Source organism: Shewanella sp. SR44-3 (assembly GCF_014163735.1).
GTDB lineage: Bacteria > Pseudomonadota > Gammaproteobacteria > Enterobacterales > Shewanellaceae > Shewanella.
The window spans coordinates 167103-184918 of record NZ_JACJDV010000004.1; the positions used below are offsets into that span (position 1 = coordinate 167103).

16 protein-coding genes are annotated in these 17816 nt (G+C 45.1%); 9 read left to right on the forward strand and 7 right to left on the reverse strand.

The window, feature by feature from the left end; all coding sequences use genetic code 11:
• Position 1: 1 nt before the first annotated feature.
• Both menH and menD read right to left on the reverse strand, forming a co-directional pair.
• A complete protein-coding gene (menH, locus tag H5073_RS04025; protein ID WP_182677227.1) occupies positions 2-817 on the reverse strand; it encodes a 2-succinyl-6-hydroxy-2,4-cyclohexadiene-1-carboxylate synthase in 816 nt (271 codons plus the stop codon).
• Positions 817-2568 (reverse strand): 2-succinyl-5-enolpyruvyl-6-hydroxy-3-cyclohexene-1-carboxylic-acid synthase, encoded by a 1752-nt coding sequence (gene menD / locus H5073_RS04030; protein WP_182677229.1) that lies wholly within the window; start codon positions 2566-2568, stop codon positions 817-819. Before menD ends, menH begins: the two co-directional genes overlap by 1 nt.
• A 255-nt stretch (positions 2569-2823) precedes the next feature.
• Between menD and H5073_RS04035 the strand changes: the two genes are divergently transcribed.
• Positions 2824-3648 carry an HDOD domain-containing protein gene (locus H5073_RS04035; protein WP_182677271.1) on the forward strand — a complete coding sequence of 275 codons (825 nt, stop codon included), beginning with the start codon at positions 2824-2826 and terminating at the stop codon, positions 3646-3648.
• Between the two features lie 91 nt (positions 3649-3739).
• Here H5073_RS04035 and H5073_RS04040 read toward each other — a convergent pair whose 3' ends face one another.
• A complete protein-coding gene (locus tag H5073_RS04040; RefSeq protein ID WP_182677231.1) occupies positions 3740-4168 on the reverse strand; it encodes an Lrp/AsnC family transcriptional regulator in 429 nt (142 codons plus the stop codon).
• Between the two features lie 141 nt (positions 4169-4309).
• Between H5073_RS04040 and yjeH the strand changes: the two genes are divergently transcribed.
• Positions 4310-5569: an L-methionine/branched-chain amino acid transporter gene (yjeH, locus tag H5073_RS04045; protein WP_182677233.1), complete on the forward strand. Its 1260-nt coding sequence runs from the start codon at positions 4310-4312 to the stop codon at positions 5567-5569.
• A gap of 28 nt (positions 5570-5597) precedes the next feature.
• Here yjeH and H5073_RS04050 read toward each other — a convergent pair whose 3' ends face one another.
• Both H5073_RS04050 and H5073_RS04055 read right to left on the reverse strand, forming a co-directional pair.
• Positions 5598-6053: a TerB family tellurite resistance protein gene (locus H5073_RS04050; RefSeq protein ID WP_182677235.1), complete on the reverse strand. Its 456-nt coding sequence runs from the start codon at positions 6051-6053 to the stop codon at positions 5598-5600.
• A gap of 377 nt (positions 6054-6430) precedes the next feature.
• Entirely contained in the window at positions 6431-7000 is a 570-nt protein-coding gene (locus H5073_RS04055) for a DUF2780 domain-containing protein (protein ID WP_182677236.1), read from the reverse strand.
• 269 nt (positions 7001-7269) lie between these two features.
• Between H5073_RS04055 and H5073_RS04060 the strand changes: the two genes are divergently transcribed.
• Positions 7270-7983: a hypothetical protein gene (locus tag H5073_RS04060; protein WP_182677238.1), complete on the forward strand. Its 714-nt coding sequence runs from the start codon at positions 7270-7272 to the stop codon at positions 7981-7983.
• Between the two features lie 87 nt (positions 7984-8070).
• Here H5073_RS04060 and H5073_RS04065 read toward each other — a convergent pair whose 3' ends face one another.
• Together H5073_RS04065 and H5073_RS04070 are read right to left on the reverse strand one after the other, a co-directional pair.
• Positions 8071-8361 (reverse strand): hypothetical protein, encoded by a 291-nt coding sequence (locus tag H5073_RS04065; RefSeq protein ID WP_182677240.1) that lies wholly within the window; start codon positions 8359-8361, stop codon positions 8071-8073.
• A gap of 221 nt (positions 8362-8582) precedes the next feature.
• Complete coding sequence (locus tag H5073_RS04070) at positions 8583-9551, reverse strand: LysR substrate-binding domain-containing protein (protein WP_182677242.1); 969 nt, start codon at positions 9549-9551, stop codon at positions 8583-8585.
• 113 nt (positions 9552-9664) lie between these two features.
• On the opposite strand from H5073_RS04070, the gene H5073_RS04075 reads away from it, so the two are divergent.
• From H5073_RS04075 to H5073_RS04100, 6 genes are all read left to right on the forward strand, one after another.
• A complete protein-coding gene (locus H5073_RS04075) occupies positions 9665-10873 on the forward strand; it encodes a multidrug effflux MFS transporter (protein WP_182677244.1) in 1209 nt (402 codons plus the stop codon).
• A gap of 121 nt (positions 10874-10994) precedes the next feature.
• A complete protein-coding gene (locus H5073_RS04080; protein ID WP_182677246.1) occupies positions 10995-11672 on the forward strand; it encodes a tRNA-uridine aminocarboxypropyltransferase in 678 nt (225 codons plus the stop codon).
• Positions 11673-11691: 19 nt separating this feature from the next.
• Complete coding sequence (locus H5073_RS04085; protein ID WP_182677248.1) at positions 11692-12147, forward strand: hypothetical protein; 456 nt, start codon at positions 11692-11694, stop codon at positions 12145-12147.
• 1393 nt (positions 12148-13540) lie between these two features.
• Positions 13541-14779 carry an amidohydrolase gene (locus H5073_RS04090; RefSeq protein ID WP_259394816.1) on the forward strand — a complete coding sequence of 413 codons (1239 nt, stop codon included), beginning with the start codon at positions 13541-13543 and terminating at the stop codon, positions 14777-14779.
• Between the two features lie 83 nt (positions 14780-14862).
• Positions 14863-16188, forward strand: coding sequence for a pitrilysin family protein (locus tag H5073_RS04095; protein WP_182677251.1), 1326 nt, complete (start codon positions 14863-14865; stop codon positions 16186-16188).
• Positions 16188-17696, forward strand: a complete 1509-nt coding sequence (locus H5073_RS04100) for a pitrilysin family protein (RefSeq protein ID WP_182677253.1) — start codon at positions 16188-16190, stop codon at positions 17694-17696. The genes H5073_RS04095 and H5073_RS04100 overlap by 1 nt, the downstream gene beginning before the upstream one ends.
• Positions 17697-17816 lie beyond the last annotated feature (120 nt).

Here is a 17816-nt window from a genome sequence, read left to right on the forward strand (position 1 = left end):
TTTATCGTGATTGCAGCGAAGCACATGCGTTGTTGCGATGAAGCAAATGCACAAGCGTGTCCATAAAGACTAATGGTTCAGTGATGTGCAAGGTGTGCCCAGCATTGTCAAATATCTGCAGATTAATGGGAACCAGTTGCTGCCAAGCTTTTGCTAGGGTTGTAAATTTATCATCTAAAGCACCGACAAACACATGGCAAGGGCAAGACAAGTGGGCAGGAACTTGGCGGCAATCTGGCTGCTCAGCAAGGGACATAAGATTGAGCCCAACGCTTAACCCTTGGGAGGCTTGCGCGGTACGCTTGGCTATCATTTCAGCTCTAATTTGTGGGCTGAGATCACTAAACACAGCTTGCTGATACCAAAGCTCAACAAAAGCGGCAAATTTTAGGCTGCTGAGTTTACTTAGCCATTGGTTATCATGCATTCGCCGAGCATTGCGGGCTTTAAGGGTGTCTAACCCCGGATGACATGAGATCAAAGTTAAGCTTAATAGCGCTTGAGCCGCCGTCTTTTCTAATAAGTCAGCCACCAGTAGCGCAAGTCGCCCACCTAATGAATAGCCCAATAAATGAAAGCTTTGCTGCCCGATGGCCACTTGTATTTGGCTTATGATGGCTTGAACTAATCTGGAAAGCGTTTGCCCCTTGGTGGTTATAAGGCCGCTGCCGTGGCCGGGTAAATCGATACAAATACAGTGAAACTGCTGGCTCAGATACGGCATAAAGGGCTGCCAATCTTGTTTACTGCCCAGAAACCCATGCAGCAACACCAGATTGGGAAGCCTTTGGCTGCCAAAGCGCGCGATAGCTGTCATTAGTCTTGCTTTATCCACAGGGTTAATTGGTTGATTTGATCGCTCGCTTGGGTGCTGCTGATGCAGATTTCAATGACAGAGGTCCCTTGATAATTGCAGGCATCTTGATAAAGCTGAATAAACTCATCAAGGCTATCGGCTTGATTATAAGCTAGGCCGAACATGGCGGCGCCATAGCCAAATTCGAGCCCGTGGGGTAAGCGATAAAAGTCGTCAATGAGTGTGCTCTGTCCTTGCTCTTTTGGTACATGCAGCAGATTAAAGATGCTGCCACCATCATTATTGAGCACGACTATGACTAGATTTTGTTCAAGCCTTCGAGCTATAGCAAGAGAGTTAAGATCATGCAAAGCCGACAGATCCCCAAGCACTAAGGTGGTGTTTTTAGTTCCCGCTTTGGCAATGCCACAGGCGGTGGCGATGAGGCCGTCAATACCCGAAGCGCCTCGGTTGCTGTAAAGCGGCACTGGCATTGCACTAATAGGTGCGTACATATCATAAAGGCGTATGGGCAGACTATTAGCTATGATGAGCTGAGATTGCGGCGTCTGTGCTTTTGCCAATGCACGTATAATTTGCGCCTCGCCCAGTTGAGCGTTATCTATGTGCTGGCCGAGTAAATTGTCGATATTTTGATTGAGCGGTGTTAGTGCCAACGCCCAATTGGCAGACGATGATCTAGGCCAAGGCAGCTCGCAGCAAGCTTTAATGCTTCCTTGCCAGATATGCTTAGTATTATGTTGGGGATCAAGCCTTTGAAGGCTAGGTAAAAATTGCCAATGGCTATGCCAAGCATGCTCGTTTATCAAGGCCATGATGCGCTTCGACACAAAACGGCCACCTATGACTAACAGCCTGTCGGCGTGCTCTAGCACATGCTTAGATCTGGGTTGCAGTAATAACTGATCGCCATGACCTAGCACGCTTGGATGTTGGCGCAATTGAGATTGAGCATCACAGAGGATAGGCCAGCCAATTTTCTGGGCTAAATTAATAATAAGCTCAGGGTTTTCATGGGGCGATAGCGCGCCGACAAGGATTAGCCCTTTACCATGGACGAAACGCATTAAGGTATCAGGGCTTGGTAGTGCATTGGCTTGGGGGCGATGAAAATCCAATAGCGGTCGCTGACTATGATACCAAGGGCGAATAGGATTGAGATAGTGAGTTAGCCTAGGATTATCTTCAGCGAAAAAAGTCCCTAAACTGGTGAGAATCTCGGGGTACAAGGGCTCTCTAAAAGGACAGTTAATTTGCACCACGGTATTGGTGTCGGTCAATGCTTTATCTATGGCACTTAATAAGGCCGCTGGCGGCATTTGTAAATCGGCGCAAGGTAAGGCAATTTGCTCCGCAAAATGCGCGAAAATCCCAGGCTGCATAATGGCTTGGTTCGCGCCGCAATCTATGAGTTCAAATGGCCTGTCAGCGCTTAATATAACCAGCGGAACCTGAGTTAACTGGGCTTCAATAACGGCAGGATAAAGATTGGCAACCGCAGTGCCAGAGGTGGTGATGATAACCACTGGCGCATTACTGGCTTTAGCAAGACCTAGTGCCATAAAGCCCAGGCCGCGTTCATCAAAATGCAGATGACATTGCGCTTGGGTTTGCGCAGCCGCGGCAAGGGTCAAGGGCGTAGAGCGTGAGCCGGGCGCGATGCAAATGTGGCGAACGCCCAAGCGGGTGATCTCTTCGATGATTAAACTTGCCCAGAGTAAATTGAATTCGGCACTGGCGGTTAGCTGCATATATCTTGATCCCAAAAAGTCATTCCCCAGTGTATCCTGAACTTTTATCTGTGACTAATGATAGGACTGGTTAAGATCTAATTTTTATCATCTTTTTGTGATTACTTTTCTAATAAAAGTAAAAAAAAATCAAAAAATTCTCATTCAGCCTTTGGGTTTTTTTTCCTGTGCTAAAGTCAATGAGGTGAGCTTTTTTGTGTCTTTGGAGCTAGGCAAGTGTTGAGCTTCGATGAAGGTGATTCTGGGGAGAAAATAATGGATTCTGCTGCACTGCTAAAAAAAATAGATCAGTTACCTCGTTTGCCCAAAGCGGTGAGCGAGCTGCTCGAAGCGGTAAATAATGATAAAAGTACCATTAAAGAGATATCGACTAAGGTTTCGCAAGATCCCTTGATGAGCGCCAGAGTGTTGAGGTTGGCCAACTCTTCTCACTATAGCCGTAACCGTGAGGTGGGTACTATAGATGAAGCCGTGGTACGTTTAGGCATGCAAACCTTAAGAACCTTAGTGATTGCTTCAGCTGTTATTGGTGCAGTACCTAAAGCGGAAAGTATTAATTTAGCTGATTTTTGGGGAGCAACTTTCGAAGTGGCGCTCTACAGCCAAGAGTTGGCTAAAAATACTATGATCCCTACTGATGAGGCCTTCACTTGTGGAATTTTACACAGTATTGGTGACTTGCTCATAGCAAGTGCTGAGCCGCATGTGGCTAAACTCATTGCTGAAGCTGTGGCTGCTGGCGCTGACAAGCAAGACACTGAAGTTAAACTGCTTGATTTTGATGCGGCATCTATAGGCGCATTATTGGCTCAATCTTGGCGTTTTACTGACAAACTTGCCGCAGGCATAGCGAATCAATACCAACCCAAAGGAGCCAAGCCATATTCTGAGCTGGCTGGGCTTATGTACATGGCTAAGACATTATTTCATAGTTGGGATGATATAGAGGATGATGGCATTACGAGTTGGCTTTCACAGCAAGCTGTGAATGCTGGGCTCAAGATGGATATGTCAGGTTTGGCGGCTAAGCTTATGAAAGTAAAAGGCTGTGGTTTAGAAATGGGTCAACAGCTGGCGTAAGCGTCACAAGAAGAGTCATCAGTACTCAAATACAGCAGTGAAATAAATAAGGTTAACTCATGGTTAGCCTTATTTATCGGATTGGTATAATTCAGGCTTGGTTATTTATCCATTCACTTAATACCACATGAGTTTTGATTTTCACTATGTCGCTCTGCTCATCAATAAATTCACGAATTTCATGTAAACGCCGCATAGATGATGCTTGGACATAGACAAGCAAATCCATGTCGCCAGTGATCCCCTGGCAGGTGACGATTTCTGGAATAGTTTGAAAGACTTGAATAATATCTACGCAGTGAAGGCATTTATGCTGAATTTCGAAATACGCAGAGACGCCTTCTTTTTGTGACTCACTCAGTAGCACCTGATAGCCCCGAATAACGCCACTTTGTTCGAGTCGTTTAATTCTTTGAGTCACAGCACTACGGGACAAATTTACCGCGTCTGCGATATTCGACAGGCTTTGGCGGGCATCTTTCCTTAGAGTATTGATGATAAGTTGATCAAATTTATCCACATTGACTCCGTCGTTTTGGTGGTTTTAGCCGAATATTCGGTCATTTTGTCGTTAAAATCGCTGCTTTTGATTGAAAACAACAGCAGTTTGTTAGGCCAAGTCATTCTATAATGCTGCCATTAATCACCATAGGCAGTAACGATGAATCAAATTACAGCAACAATTGGCCGCTGGCAAGGCGCCGGATTGATGGCTACCACTTTGCTTGGCACTGGGGTTTTTATCCTCCCACAAATGACGATAGCCCTTGCTGGTGATGGTGCTTTGGTCGCTTGGCTTATTCTAACCTTAGCCATTATTCCTGTTGCTTTAGTGTTTGGCTTGCTTTCAAGCCGCTTCCCCCATGCTGGTGGTCCAGCTTATTTTATTGAGCGAGCATTCGGGCCAACTTTGGGTCGCACCATAGGGCTTATTTTTCTGTTGGTAATTCCCATCGGAGCACCTGCGGCTATCTTGATGACATTTCAATTCTTTAATGCCTTAGTGCCATTGTCTGGTTGGGGTCAAGTGGGGGTGGAACTTGGCATTGTTGGGCTATTATTTTTGCTTAATGTGCGCGGGATACAGGTGAGTGCCAAACTGCAATTTGCTTTGACCTTGGCGATTGTGGCCGTGGTAGTGACGCTATTTGGCGCTAGTGGCGCTAATGCGAATCAATTTGAAGCATTATCCTTGAGCAATATTGAGTTTGATGGAGTCATGTTAGCCATGGGAGTCGGTTTTTGGAGCTTTCTTGGGGTAGAGGCTATGACACATCTAGCCAATGATTTTCGCCGTCCAGAGAAAGATATGCTGCCAGCTATGATGATAGGCACAGTATTGGTAGGGATTATTTATCTTGCTTGTACTTTATTGCTATTGATGTTGCCGACACCAACCGAGGGGGTGGCTATGATTGCTGCTTTTGACCATCTGCTGGGTGGTTATGGTGCGCAGGTGATAGGTATTCTAGGGATTGCCAGTGGTATCGCAACGGTAAATGTATACTGCGCCAGTGGTGCAAGATTATTGTGGAGTTTTAGCCGAGAAGGGATATTGCCTAAGTATTTTGACCAGTTGAATTCAGCTGGCGTACCATTAAGAGGCTTAGTGAGCTTGCTATTAGCCATGGCGGTAGTGATTGTATTGAGCTTTGTTACTGGCCAGGAGCTTGAGCATTTGATCGCTTGGAGCAACGGTATTTTTGTCATTATTTACTTGCTTGCCATGTTGTCCGCAGTGCGGTTACTGAGTAAACGCTTTTTGCCGTTGATCATCACAGGGTGCTTTTTCTGTCTTGGCCTAGGCTTCGCGCTAGGTTCACACATGTGGTATGCCATTCTTATGGTGCTAGTGATAGCGCCCTTTATGTGGTGGCAGCATGGTCATTTGAGCCGCAAGCTGCTCAAGTTAAACATTTGATAGACTATGGATGATTGATAACCGCTTGCTAACCTGGGATATCAGGGTTAGCTTGGTTTCTCAATTGAATAAGCTCGCTATGTTTAAGGTGCAGCAAATCGGCGACACGTCTAATGATTTGATCTTCATATTGGCACAGAGTGTCATCAATGAAAGATAGCTCCCACATACTTAGCACTAAGGTCTGCTTCTGTTCTAGGTTGAAATGCGCATTAATCTGCTCAGTAAACTCAAACAAGGATGTGGCATTGTGATGGGCTTGTTGTCCCTGCTCGAATAACGCTTTGGCTTGCTCTGCAGATAAATTAAAGCGGGTTTGCAGCACGTCGAGTAAATGAGTTATTTCATCTGGACTAATATGATCATCAGCATTAATTACTTCGATAAGCAAACTCACAGTAGCTAGGTTGAGCTGATGGGCTTTCTCGGCAGGGCTTAGGGTGTGGCAATCTAGTTGTAGTAATTGCATCAATTTGGCGATCATAGGTTTACCTCATCAAATGTGATTGACTCATTTAATACCAAGCGTATTACTTATCTAACGCTTATCAGCTTAATACTATTCAACCTCAGATCAGGATAATAAATATATAAAACAGCTCTTTGCGCCGACAACTGCGTTATTCTTTTACACGAGAAGACGGGCAATTGGCTAGCTATTAACAGGTAAACTCGCCTTGTTATCAGTACAAAGTTCAAGTTTGAGTGCTAGATGTTGAATTTAGGCTGTTTCAACAACATTTATTCATCTCTTAACCTGAGTTGAGATTATTCAATATCATTGACTACCTGCGACATGGGCCGCAGATAATAATTTGATTATATTAACTGTTGTTTAATCAGTTCTTGGTTGTTCAGCGACTATAGGGCGTTCAAGCCTTTCATTAATAAATCTGCCGTGGCGCCACCCTCTTGAGATTGCAGATAGGTTTTAGCAATGTCGACCATAGGTACAATCAGATCTTTTGGGATCCCAAGCTTTTCAAAGCTGTCATACACCATGGCACCGCCCTTTAATGAGCTGCCTAAGTCACCACCAACTTGTGAAAGTAGCCCAGACATACCTGAAGATTTAGCTAACGTGGGGGCAGCGGCTAATAAGGTATCCATATTAGTAATTTGCTTGCTTAAGCTGGCAAAATCTTGGCTGCCTAATTGGCTTTTTGCTAAGGTCATTAAGCTACCTAAACCCCCTTGCGCTTGAGCTTCATTTAAATTCAGTTGTGACATGACATTATTGATCAAGCTATGGGCTTCTGGACTATTGGCCATTTTAGTTATTGAGTTTAAGCTGTCTGTGTTGCTTATAACTGTATCTGCTTTAGGAATAAGGTCGTTAAGGCTCGCTGCATGAATCGGTAAGCTAAGGCTAAGTAAGATGCCAGCCACAATTGTGGCTTTAGGGCTAAATGGGTGGGTAAACATGTTCATAAAAAACTCCAAAAAATAATAAAAGCCGCAGGAGTGAAGGCCAAACCGACTTGATTATGGATCAAGTATTGGCACATTTTACCCTGAGTCATGGGCCTTGCTATAGTGATATGATCAGCATCGACAAGGCTAATGATACCCTCAGTGATGATTTTGTGACAGGAGATAAGCAGAACTTGTGCTTAATGTGATTTGTCTTGTGCAATGTCAGATTTTTTTCGGTATCCTAAGCCACTTAATTTTAGCCCTATAGATGATTGGAATTTCCTATGTCGCTGTCTGCCATTTTGACTGAAGCATATAACTTTTTTCGTAACCACGTAAGCCAGCTTGCAGCGTTGACTTTGCCATTTTTGTTGATCCAGGTGATGCTCCAGTTATGGCTAGGGCAAGAAATGCTCCAAGCAGATCTTGAAAACCCAGTATTCGGCCCTATTCATGGCGCTGCTATGATGGTCTTATTGGTGACGTTCTCCATCTTGATAGCCGCGCTAACCTTGTATTTGCAAATACGTTCAGAAGGCCATGATCTCAAGCCGTTAGCAATTATTAAGGCCAGCATTCCTTTTGTGCCACCGTTATTGTTAGCTGGGGTGTTTTCAGGGTTAGCTGTCCTAGCCCCTGTGATGCTGTTTGCTGCATTTGGTCCTTTTTGGATCATAGGCTTAGTCGTCAGCTTTTACTTGTTTTCACGTTTAGCGTATGTGAACTTTATGGTAATAGTAGAGCGATTAACTCCCCTGGATGCCATTAAAACCAGCTTTGTGTTTAGCGGCCCATTAGTGCTTAAAACCATTGCGGTTATTTCGCTTTATATCCCATTGTCTTTATTAGGCGGTGGGTTAGTCAAGCTCTCAGAAGCGGGTGGTTTACCTGTGCAGCTTATCATTGAAGTGGCGGTGGCATTTTTAGGCTTATTCGTGAATGTTGCCTTGTATCGCTTATATATGGTGGCCCGCTCAACGGATAAAACCGAATCATAAAGATGCATTAACGTGCAAAGTTAAACACAAAAAACACCTCAATTGAGGTGTTTTTTTATGGCTGGATTACGCCACTTTATTCTGGTCTTAGCGCTGAGTCGTTGAAGGTATTTTGGGCAGAATTTCTATATTGGGCTGGGATTTATAAATATTTTTCTGAGGTATTTTAGGGTATGGCTGACCAGCCTTAGGGGGTAAATAGTGGCGGCTAAAGCGGCGCAGCCCTATGGCGGCGATTAAAGCAGCAATAAGAGCAAGGGGTAAAACTAACGGCAATAACACCAATCCCATAAGACCAAATAGTGAGCAATAACTCAATGCCAATAAAGGCGGCATGGCCTTGAGCTTAAGTTTCAGCTCATCAAAGTTGAACCCCATAAATCCTCGATATTGTTTTAGTGTTGCTGAGCTCTAGTTATCTTACTTGATGCATGTGAATGCAGCGATAACTCAGCGTTGGCAGTTTGCCACACTATAGAGTGCTAAATGTGAGCCAAAGTTCAAATTTTTTACATTGAAGGCAGTTATTTAGTGTTATCGGCTTAATATAGCGTCAGTTTGCAACTAGGCTCATTAGCTGTGGTACGTTCACTGTGCCGTTAGTTGTGATGTTTGGTGATGGCTTTGGCTGCGCTACTGACTATCATCTCCCGCATCCATTGATGTCCAGGCTCTTGATTGTTGCGCTCATGCCACAGCAGCACATAAGTCATAGGGGTAAACTCCATAGGCAATGGAATTTCTTCCAACCCATAGAGCTGCTTGGCATGGCGGGCAAAGCTTGAGGGTAAGGTGAAAATCAGCTCGCTGTGGGCACAGATACTGGCGGCGCCGTAAAAATCTGGCACTGTAGTGCAAATATTACGATGCAAATTCATGCTGGCAAGGTGGTAATCCAGGGCCCACCAATCGTTACCTTCACAGCGTACTTGTACGTGCGGCATGGCTAAGTACTGATGCTGATCCCATTGGTCGTTAGCCACCTGAGTTAATATGCTGTGACCTTTGCGCACCAAGCACACTTGGAAATCATTAAATAGAATTTGATGCTCAAGCCCATCGGGTAGCTGCTCTACTCGGAAATTGGAATGGGGGTGCATATCTCGTCCAGCAATGCCAAAGTCAATTTGGCCTTGCAGTAAATCTTGCATCGACTTTTCAGTCCACAGATAAGAGTCTAATTTTAGCTGGGGTGCATTTTCCAATAATGGCCCGATAAAGTAAGGGATTAAAGTTTCATAGGCACTTTCCACCATGGAAAAAGAGAATTGCCTGTGACTGCTGGCAGGGGTAAAGGTAGGCGGTTGAGTCAATTGGTATAAGTGCTGTAATACCCCAGGTAATTTTTGTGCCAACACTACCGCGTGTGCAGTAGGCTTAAGGCCATGGGCAGTGCGTTGAAATAACGGGTCATCGAGTGTATCTCGCAGGCGATTCAAGCTCTTGCTCAATGCCGACTGGCTCAGGTGTAAGCGGTTGGCTGCGCGAGTGACACTTTGCTCTTCTAGCAAGACTTGCAGAATAACTAATAAGTTAAGATCGATACGCGCCAAGTTATCTAGATTCATAGATATTCCTTAAGGGAAATTCAGTTTGGAAATTATACCATTTCTGTTCATATCATGAATCACTTAACATAGCGGCTGTAAATTTTAGTCATAAGTAATAAAAGAGAAACATAATGCGTCGTAATCTATTACCCATATTGATGTCTATGGTGGTGCTTAGCCCCTTGGCTATCGACATCTATTTACCTGCTATGCCAACCATGGCTGTGGATTACGCTGTGTCTGACAGTGAAATTCAATCGACGCTGGTGTTGTTCTTGTTTGCCATGGGCGTAGGACAAATATTAATTGGTCCACTAGCCGACAGATTTGGTCGCCGTCCAATCGCCCTATTCGGCATTGTGCTTTACGGTGCCAGCAGCTTATTAGCCGCCGCATCGGTGGACTTTTACTGGTTGCAAATCGCTCGGGTATTGCAAGGATTGGCAGCCTGCTCCACCTCTATAGTGGTGTTTAGTGCGGTGCGTGATTGCTATAGCGCCAAAGAGAGCATGACTATGTACAGCTACCTCAATGGCGCTATTTGCGTTATTCCGGCCTTAGCCCCGACCTTTGGTGGCTTGCTGGCATTGGAGTTCGGCTGGCGTTCAACCTTCATGTTTATGGCCTTGTATGCGGTATTTGTGCTCTTGTTTGTGGGCTACCGCTTCCCCGAAACTCGGCCGTTAAATACCGACAGCCATGGTCCTTTGTATCGTTGGTCACGCTACAAGCCTGTGGTGTCTAACGTGCATTTTATGTTCTATGCCCTAGTGTGTATGGCGGCGATGGCCTCTATTTTAGCCTACGTGTCTTACTCGCCAGTGTGGTTAATTGGTGGTTTAGGGATCTCTGAATTAATGTTCAGTGGCTTGTTTGGTTTAAACGCCTTCGTGAATGTGGCCGCGTGTTTTGCCGCCCCAGTATTAGTGAGTAAATTGGGCAACCGTAACAGCGTGATTTTAGCCTTATCATTAATGCTAAGTGCTTCAGTCATTGAAGCTAGCTTACAGCTGATGTTCACCCTAGAGGGTATCGCTGGCGCTTTGGCCTTTATGTTACCTATGATGCTGTTGTGTATCGGCTTTGCTCTTCTTCTTGGCCCAGCGACAACTATGGCATTGGCAGGCTTTGGCGAGCGAGCAGGCACAGCGACCGCCATGTTAGGTTTTATTCAGATGAGTGGTGCCGCGCTGTTGACTGGCTTAATCCAGTTAACCTCAATACCCGCACCTTATGCGGTTGCCCTGATTATGGGCGGCTTAAGCACGATACTGCTGTTAATGATGGCGACAAAAGGCCTATCTCATTGGCATCAAGAGCGCTTACACCCTGAGCATTAACAGGGTTGGCATGAGTTAACGCTTCGTTTTTGCAACACCCTTTGCGCCCAGATTTTGCTAACCACAAAACCTGGGTTTTTTTTTGCTACAATGGCACCACGAGCCGATTTGAGATTTTTCTGTGTCACGCATCTATTGCCAACGCTGTCAGTATCCCCAAAATGCCTGCCTGTGCACACATTTACAGACCATAAGTTGCGATACTCAAGTGATTATCATGCAGCATCCTTCTGAGGTTGGTCAGAGTAAAAACACCGTGCACTTATTGGGTTTAGTGTTGCCTGCAATGCGTCGTTATGTGGGGGAGTCGGCCGCAGATTTTGCGGCGCTACGTCAGGAGCTTGCACTGCAACATTGCTATTTGGTTTACCCCAGCGAACACAGTAAAAGCGCCGAGCAATTAAGCGTTGAACTGGCGAGCACTGGGATTATTGCGGCAAATTTGGCGAGTGCTAATTTGGTAAACCAAGCTGGCGATGAGAAACCCGCAGCCCAGGCTCTTATCAGCATCATATTGCTCGATGGCACCTGGCGAAAAGCCTACCGTATGCTGCAATTAAATCCTTGGCTGCTAACGCTCCCTTCATTACACTTAAATTTTGAGGGACAGTCACAATATCGGATCCGTAAATCATCGCGAAGCGACAGTTTATCCACCTTAGAAGCAGCGGCTTATACCTTAAAAGCCCTCGAACCCAATATTGATATTGAACCGATACTTAAGTTGTTTGATGCCATGGTACAAACTCGCCTCGATGCTATGCCAGCAAAGGTCAGGGCCCGTTATGATGATAAATAGATAAAAATAGGGAAATGTTATGTCGCGAATTTATCAACAATACCTAAGATCCCACTTGGCGCAAAGGCGCTGGGCATTGACCGCCATAGCGCCACTGATGTTTTGCTCACCGCTATTGGCGCAAGATAAACCCGTCATTAAGCTTAAAGCCCCGCTTAACAGTGAGCAAACCTTGGAAGCTAAGGTGGATGCTGCTCGAGATATATCATATAAGACTGAGCAGGTGCAGCTGAAAAAAGCCCGTCAAGGGGATCAAGCTTTACAGTTAAAAGCCCACAAAATTCTTAAGCAACAACAGAGCAATGCCTGGCAAGTCGAGCAGCAAGGTAAGGCCGAGCAAGGATTTAAAGCCCGAAAAAGCCGTGAACAAAGCTATCTAAAAGCCGCCCGACAAGCCGCAACCCAAGAAAAGAAAATAACAGCACCCCAAGAAGCCGTCAGCGACAAACCAGCACAGCCCAAGCAGCAGAATTAAGCGAGTTTCGACAGGCGAGCTCAGCTTAAAAAAATGCTCAGCGTGACTGTTTTTTGAGATGGAAAAATACTTCAAAAAGTCTGTGACTGAACCTTTGGCATACAGGCTTGTCTTTTTTAGCTTGTGTGTAACTGTTTGGTTTAAAGGACCACATCTAAAATTTAACAATGGGTGCCACCGTTAAATTCTCACCTCAAAAATTTAACAATGGGTGCCACCGTTAAATTCTCACCTCAAAAAGCCTATGACTAAACCTCTGGCATACAGGCTTGCCATGGCATTCGCTCATCGACTCGCCGTAAACTCATCCATGAGGGCTCGAACATCCCGTCCATGGGATGGACGGTCGTCTCACAAATTACCATGGTTCACCTTGTTAGAATTTGTGTAACTTGTTGACTTAAAAGACTAGGCCCTAAATGTAACTATGGGGGCCATCGTTAAATTAAGTTACGAGGTGAAACCGATAATTTGTGGCTGATGGAGCAGGCTAAAGTGAGTTGCAAAAGGTAATAAAGTTATGTTGCTTTTAAGCCACTGGAGAACCTAATTGAAAGTAGTTGAATATAAAAGATCACTACAGTGGGTAGGAGACCTAAAATGTCCGAGTTGCAGTGGTTTTACTCCTGCGTGGAGATCTAGCGGAATGAGCGAATGCTTTCCTCATTTCTTCTGCGATACCTGCTCTAATGTAATTCACAGGGAATCTGATAAACGTCTCGTTTGGAATGAAAAGTCACAAGAAATATTAGATGAAATTGCAAAAACACTTCCAAACTGTAGCTGCGGAGGTCAATTTTCACCTAACTGTGGACCGAAATGTAAGCATTGCAATACTCAAATACCAGTTGTTAGAAACGCTGTAGAGTATTTACATAATCCTAATATGATCGTTGTTGATGGCGGTTGTACATTTAGTGAACGACACGACCCGTACATGGTTCGGATAAATGACTAAGCCGACCAACAACATAACTATTTCAACGGTGCCACGCATCGTTAAATTCATGTTGATTTTTTAGCGTAAGATTTAAAGTCAGAAGGTTACGCTGATGCTGAAAAGGTGAGCCATAGATGTTCGAGCCCTCAAGGATGACTCTGGTTTAAATCAAAAGCGCGGCGTGTCGATGACTTCTTGTGACACCAATAGGCCATGCGGGGCGGTACATTAATGCCAATTCGTTATGGAATTCACATTTACTTCTTCCATAAACAAACATATAGAAACAATTTTATCGGTGCAATTTACATAAAACTGTTAACAAATCTTAGCTTTAGCGGTAGTTTGGTGAGTTCTATAAAAATAATAATCTAGAGACTCATCATGCACCCTAGTTCAATTGCGTTATTGCTGACTAGCTCCTTAGTTGGTCTTGCAAGTTTTAGTACTGATATGGCCCATGCGGCCACGCCTACCGCCGCTGAACTGACGGCTCAAGTTGAGCAGAAAGTTATCACATGGCGCAGGGACTTGCATCAACACCCTGAATTATCAAACCGTGAATTTCGCACCAGTAAAGTCATCGAAAAACACCTTAAATCTCTTGGATTAGAAGTACAAACTGGTGTGGCTCATACCGGCGTGGTGGCGATTTTAAAGGGCGGTAAGCCTGGGCCGCTGATTGGCCTGCGTGCCGATATGGATGCACTGCCGGTGACCGAAGAGGTGGACTTACCTTTTGCTTCTAAAGCGAAAGATAAATACCGCGGTCAAGACGTGGGGGTAATGCATGCCTGTGGTCATGACACTCATGTCGCCATGCTGATGGGGGTTGCCGAAAACCTTGTTAAAGTGAAAGACAGCCTAGCAGGGGACGTGATGTTTATCTTCCAGCCTGCCGAAGAAGGCGCGCCAGATGGAGAAGAAGGCGGCGCGCAATTGATGCTTAAGCAAGGCTTATTTGCTAAGCGAAAACCTGACCAAGTCTTTGGTATGCATGTGACTTCTAGCATGCCAGCTGGCATGATAGGCCTGCGTTCAGGCCCTGCGATGGCCAGTGAAGACTCATTCACTATCAAGGTGACTGGTCGTCAGACCCACGGTTCTCGTCCCTGGGCTGGGGTTGACCCTATTGTTGCCGCAGCGCAAATTATTACTGGGGTGCAAACCATTATTAGCCGTCAAGTGGATGTGACGAAGGCGCCTGCGGTAGTGAGTTTTGGTGCAATTAATGGCGGCATTCGCTCCAATATTATTCCCGATGAAGTGGAACTTATTGGCACTATTCGCACCTTTGATCAACAGATGCGTGCTGATATTAAGCTCAAGCTTGCCGAAATCGCTGAGCTTCAAGCTAAAACTCTTGGCGCTACGGCTACTACCAGCATAGCGGAGGGCTACCCTGTCACTGTGAATAACCCAGAGTTGGTGGCTAAAATGCGCCCTGTGGTTGAATCTGTGGTGGGTCAAGATAACTTAATTGAGCCTGGACTTATTACAGGGGCAGAAGATTTCTCTTATTACGCCTTAGAGACCCCAGGGATGTTTTTCTTTCTTGGGGTGACGCCTAGAGATCAAGATTATAAAACTGCCGCCAGCAATCATTCACCGTCGTTTTTTGTTGATGAAAGCGCGTTGAAAGTTGGGGTGCAGACCATGACACAAGTCGCCTTGAGCGCGCTGGGTCAATAACCCGCAACTAATAACTAATAACTAATAACTAATAACCAATAACCAATACAATTTATTATAAACCCGTCCAAAAGGAGCGCGACATGAAACGCAGTTTTACTGCCTTGACATTGTTAATGGGGCTATTTGCCTCATCGGTAGTGCAGGCGACTACCGCCGAAGATATCAAGAGTTTTACTTTAGATAACGGCATGAAAATTATGGTATTAGAGGATGCATCGATTCCTAATGCCAACATGTATTTATTCTGGAAAGTGGGCTCTCGTAACGAAGTGCCAGGGATCACAGGTATCTCTCACTTCTTCGAGCACATGATGTTTAATGGCTCGAAAAAATACGGTCCTAAGATGTTTGACCGCACCATGGAAGCGGCCGGTGGCGCTAACAATGCTTACACCAGTGAAGACTTAACCGTTTACACAGATTGGTTCCCAGCTAACGCGTTAGAAACCATGTTTGATCTTGAGGCTGACCGCATTGCCCACTTAGATATTAACCCTGAAATGGTGGAAAGTGAGCGTGGTGTGGTGGCTTCAGAGCGCACAACAGGGCTTGAAAATTCAAACTGGCGCACTCTGCAAGAAGCCTTGAAGGGCGTGGCTTTTAGTGCTCATCCTTATAGTTGGTCTGTGATTGGTTATGAGTCAGATATTGCTGCTTGGACCTTGGATGATTTGGTTCAATACCATAAGACTTATTACGCGCCTAATAACGCCATCGTTGTAGTGGCCGGTGATGTTAAGTTTGATGAAGTGAAGCGACTAGCGACCCAGTATTTTGGTCCTATTCCAGCACAAGCACCGCCAAAAGCCGTGCGCACCGTGGAGCCACCGCAGCAAGGTGAACGTCGTCTATTTGTTGAAAAAGCCTCAGTAAGCACCCCAAATGTCATGTTGGCTTACCATGTTCCAGCAACCAGCGATGAAGACTATTACGCCCTTGATTTACTTAACTCGATTTTAAGCCAGGGTAATAGCTCACGTTTTTACAAATCATTAGTGGATAAGCAAGTGGCATTAGCCGCTGAAACTTACCTGCCAATGTCATTTGATCCTAACCTTTTCTACATACTGGGCGTAGCAAACCAAGGGGTTGATGCGCAAGTATTAGAAAAAGCCATGATAACGCAAATCAACTTGATTTCTACTGAAGGAGTTAGTCAAGCTGAGCTTGAAAAAGTTAAAAATATCAAGCTGATGGAATTCTACCAAACGATGGAAACCATTAATGGTAAGGCAAATACCTTAGGCACTTATGAGCTGTATTTTGGCAGCTTTAACAAATTATTTAATGCACCAGAAGCCTACAACAAGGTGACTCCAGCAGATATCAAACGTGTGGCAGCCAAGTACTTAGTTAAGTCTAATCGTACCGTAGGCGTACTAGCAGCAAAAGAAGGGGCTGAGTAATGACAACGGCAATCAAGAATGAAACAAATCAGTCAATCAAGCGCAATAATAAGCTGGCCTTAAGTGTGGCGTTAGCCTGCAGCTTAGGCTTAAGCGCATGTGCCACTACGGCAAATAACGAGGCCGTCAAAACGGTCGCCAATAAGCCGTTAGCGGCCAATGTGCCAAGTGCAGCAATCAGCCGTTTTGCTATGCCAAGTTATGAGACAATGACCTTAGCTAATGGGCTAGTGATCAATTTAATGCCGCAAAAAGAAGTGCCATTAATCACCCTAAACGCCGTCGTGCGTGTGGGCGCGGTGGATGACACGGTTTCAGGCCTCGCTTATGTTGCATCACAAAGCTTGATGTTAGGTGCAGGTAAGCTGACTAAAGCTGAGATAGAACAACAGATTGATTTCTTAGGTGCCAGTATTAACACCTCGGCAGATAAAGAAGGCAGTTATGTTAGTGCAGATTTTATGGCTAAAGATGTCGATGTCATATTAGCCATTTTCAGCGATATTCTGCAGGCGCCAAGTTTTAACAGCCAAGAGTTTGAGAAGTTAAAGCAGCGTGAAATCGCCGGTCTTGCTCAAGAGAAAGAAAGCCCAAGAGCCGTCATTGGCCGGTATTTTGATAAGCTTGCCTTTGGCGACCATGCCTATGGTAAACCCGTCTCGGGTAACAGTGAGTCGGTAGCCAAAATTAGTGTTAATGATTTATTAGCGTTCCATTCAAGCCATTATCTACCCGCTAACACAGCGATAAACGTGGTAGGTGATTTTGAACCAAGTGCCATGAAAGCTAAGCTTGAAGCCGCTTTTGGTGGCTGGCAAGGCACTAAAGCTGAGTCAAAAGTGGACTTAAGCGTGGGCCTGAATGATTTTAGCCAAAGCCGAGTGCTATTAGTGGATAAGCCTGATGCTATCGAGACCACTTTTTTGATTGGTGGTAAAGGCATCAGCCGTGATAACCCAGATTTTGTTGGCCTTACTGTGGTGAACACCATCTTAGGTGGCCGCTTTACCTCATGGCTTAATGATGAGCTTAGGGTAAATGCAGGTTTAACTTATGGTGCTCGCTCAGGCTTCACGCCTTACTCAAAGGCGGGTTTATTCCAAATTAGTACCTTCACTAAGTCAGAAACCACTAAAGAAGCCATGGACTTAGCCCTAAAAACTTATGCCAGATTGTGGCAGAAGGGCATAGACCAAGCGACGTTGGATTCGGCTAAAGCTTACGTTAAAGGTCAGTACCCACCTAAGTTTGAAACTAGCGGCCAGCTTGCAGGATTATTGTCAGACATGTACCTGTATGGCTTTGATGATAACTTTATCAATCAATTCCAAGCCAAGGTTGATGGGCTAACCCTAGAGGAGACTCAGCGTCTAGTGCGCGACTATTTCCCACAGGAAAATCTGCAGTTTGTGCTGATAGGTAATGCCAGCGCCATTGCGCCGATAGCGGCTCAATACGGTGAAGTGACTCAGGTTGATATTAAAGCTATGGGCTTTGATGCTAAATAGTTAATCTTGAACAAAGTTAACACCAAAAAGAACCCACAATGATAAATTGTGGGTTCTTTTTTGCACCAATATTCTGACTAACCACTAACCACTAACCACTAACCACTAACCACTAACCAC

Excerpts from the sequence above, each read along its gene's own strand:
- menH (WP_182677227.1), bottom strand. The coding sequence starts at position 817 with ATGACAGCTATCGCGCGCTTTGGCAGCCAAAGGCTTCCCAATCTGGTG.
- menD (WP_182677229.1), bottom strand. The coding sequence starts at position 2,568 with ATGCAGCTAACCGCCAGTGCCGAATTCAATTTACTCTGGGCAAGTTTA.
- H5073_RS04035 (WP_182677271.1), top strand. The coding sequence starts at position 2,824 with ATGGATTCTGCTGCACTGCTAAAAAAAATAGATCAGTTACCTCGTTTG.
- yjeH (WP_182677233.1), top strand. The coding sequence starts at position 4,310 with ATGAATCAAATTACAGCAACAATTGGCCGCTGGCAAGGCGCCGGATTG.
- H5073_RS04050 (WP_182677235.1), bottom strand. The coding sequence starts at position 6,053 with ATGATCGCCAAATTGATGCAATTACTACAACTAGATTGCCACACCCTA.
- H5073_RS04055 (WP_182677236.1), bottom strand. The coding sequence starts at position 7,000 with ATGAACATGTTTACCCACCCATTTAGCCCTAAAGCCACAATTGTGGCT.
- H5073_RS04060 (WP_182677238.1), top strand. The coding sequence starts at position 7,270 with ATGTCGCTGTCTGCCATTTTGACTGAAGCATATAACTTTTTTCGTAAC.
- H5073_RS04065 (WP_182677240.1), bottom strand. The coding sequence starts at position 8,361 with ATGGGGTTCAACTTTGATGAGCTGAAACTTAAGCTCAAGGCCATGCCG.
- H5073_RS04070 (WP_182677242.1), bottom strand. The coding sequence starts at position 9,551 with ATGAATCTAGATAACTTGGCGCGTATCGATCTTAACTTATTAGTTATT.
- H5073_RS04075 (WP_182677244.1), top strand. The coding sequence starts at position 9,665 with ATGCGTCGTAATCTATTACCCATATTGATGTCTATGGTGGTGCTTAGC.
- H5073_RS04085 (WP_182677248.1), top strand. The coding sequence starts at position 11,692 with ATGTCGCGAATTTATCAACAATACCTAAGATCCCACTTGGCGCAAAGG.
- H5073_RS04090 (WP_259394816.1), top strand. The coding sequence starts at position 13,541 with ATGGCCCATGCGGCCACGCCTACCGCCGCTGAACTGACGGCTCAAGTT.
- H5073_RS04095 (WP_182677251.1), top strand. The coding sequence starts at position 14,863 with ATGAAACGCAGTTTTACTGCCTTGACATTGTTAATGGGGCTATTTGCC.
- H5073_RS04100 (WP_182677253.1), top strand. The coding sequence starts at position 16,188 with ATGACAACGGCAATCAAGAATGAAACAAATCAGTCAATCAAGCGCAAT.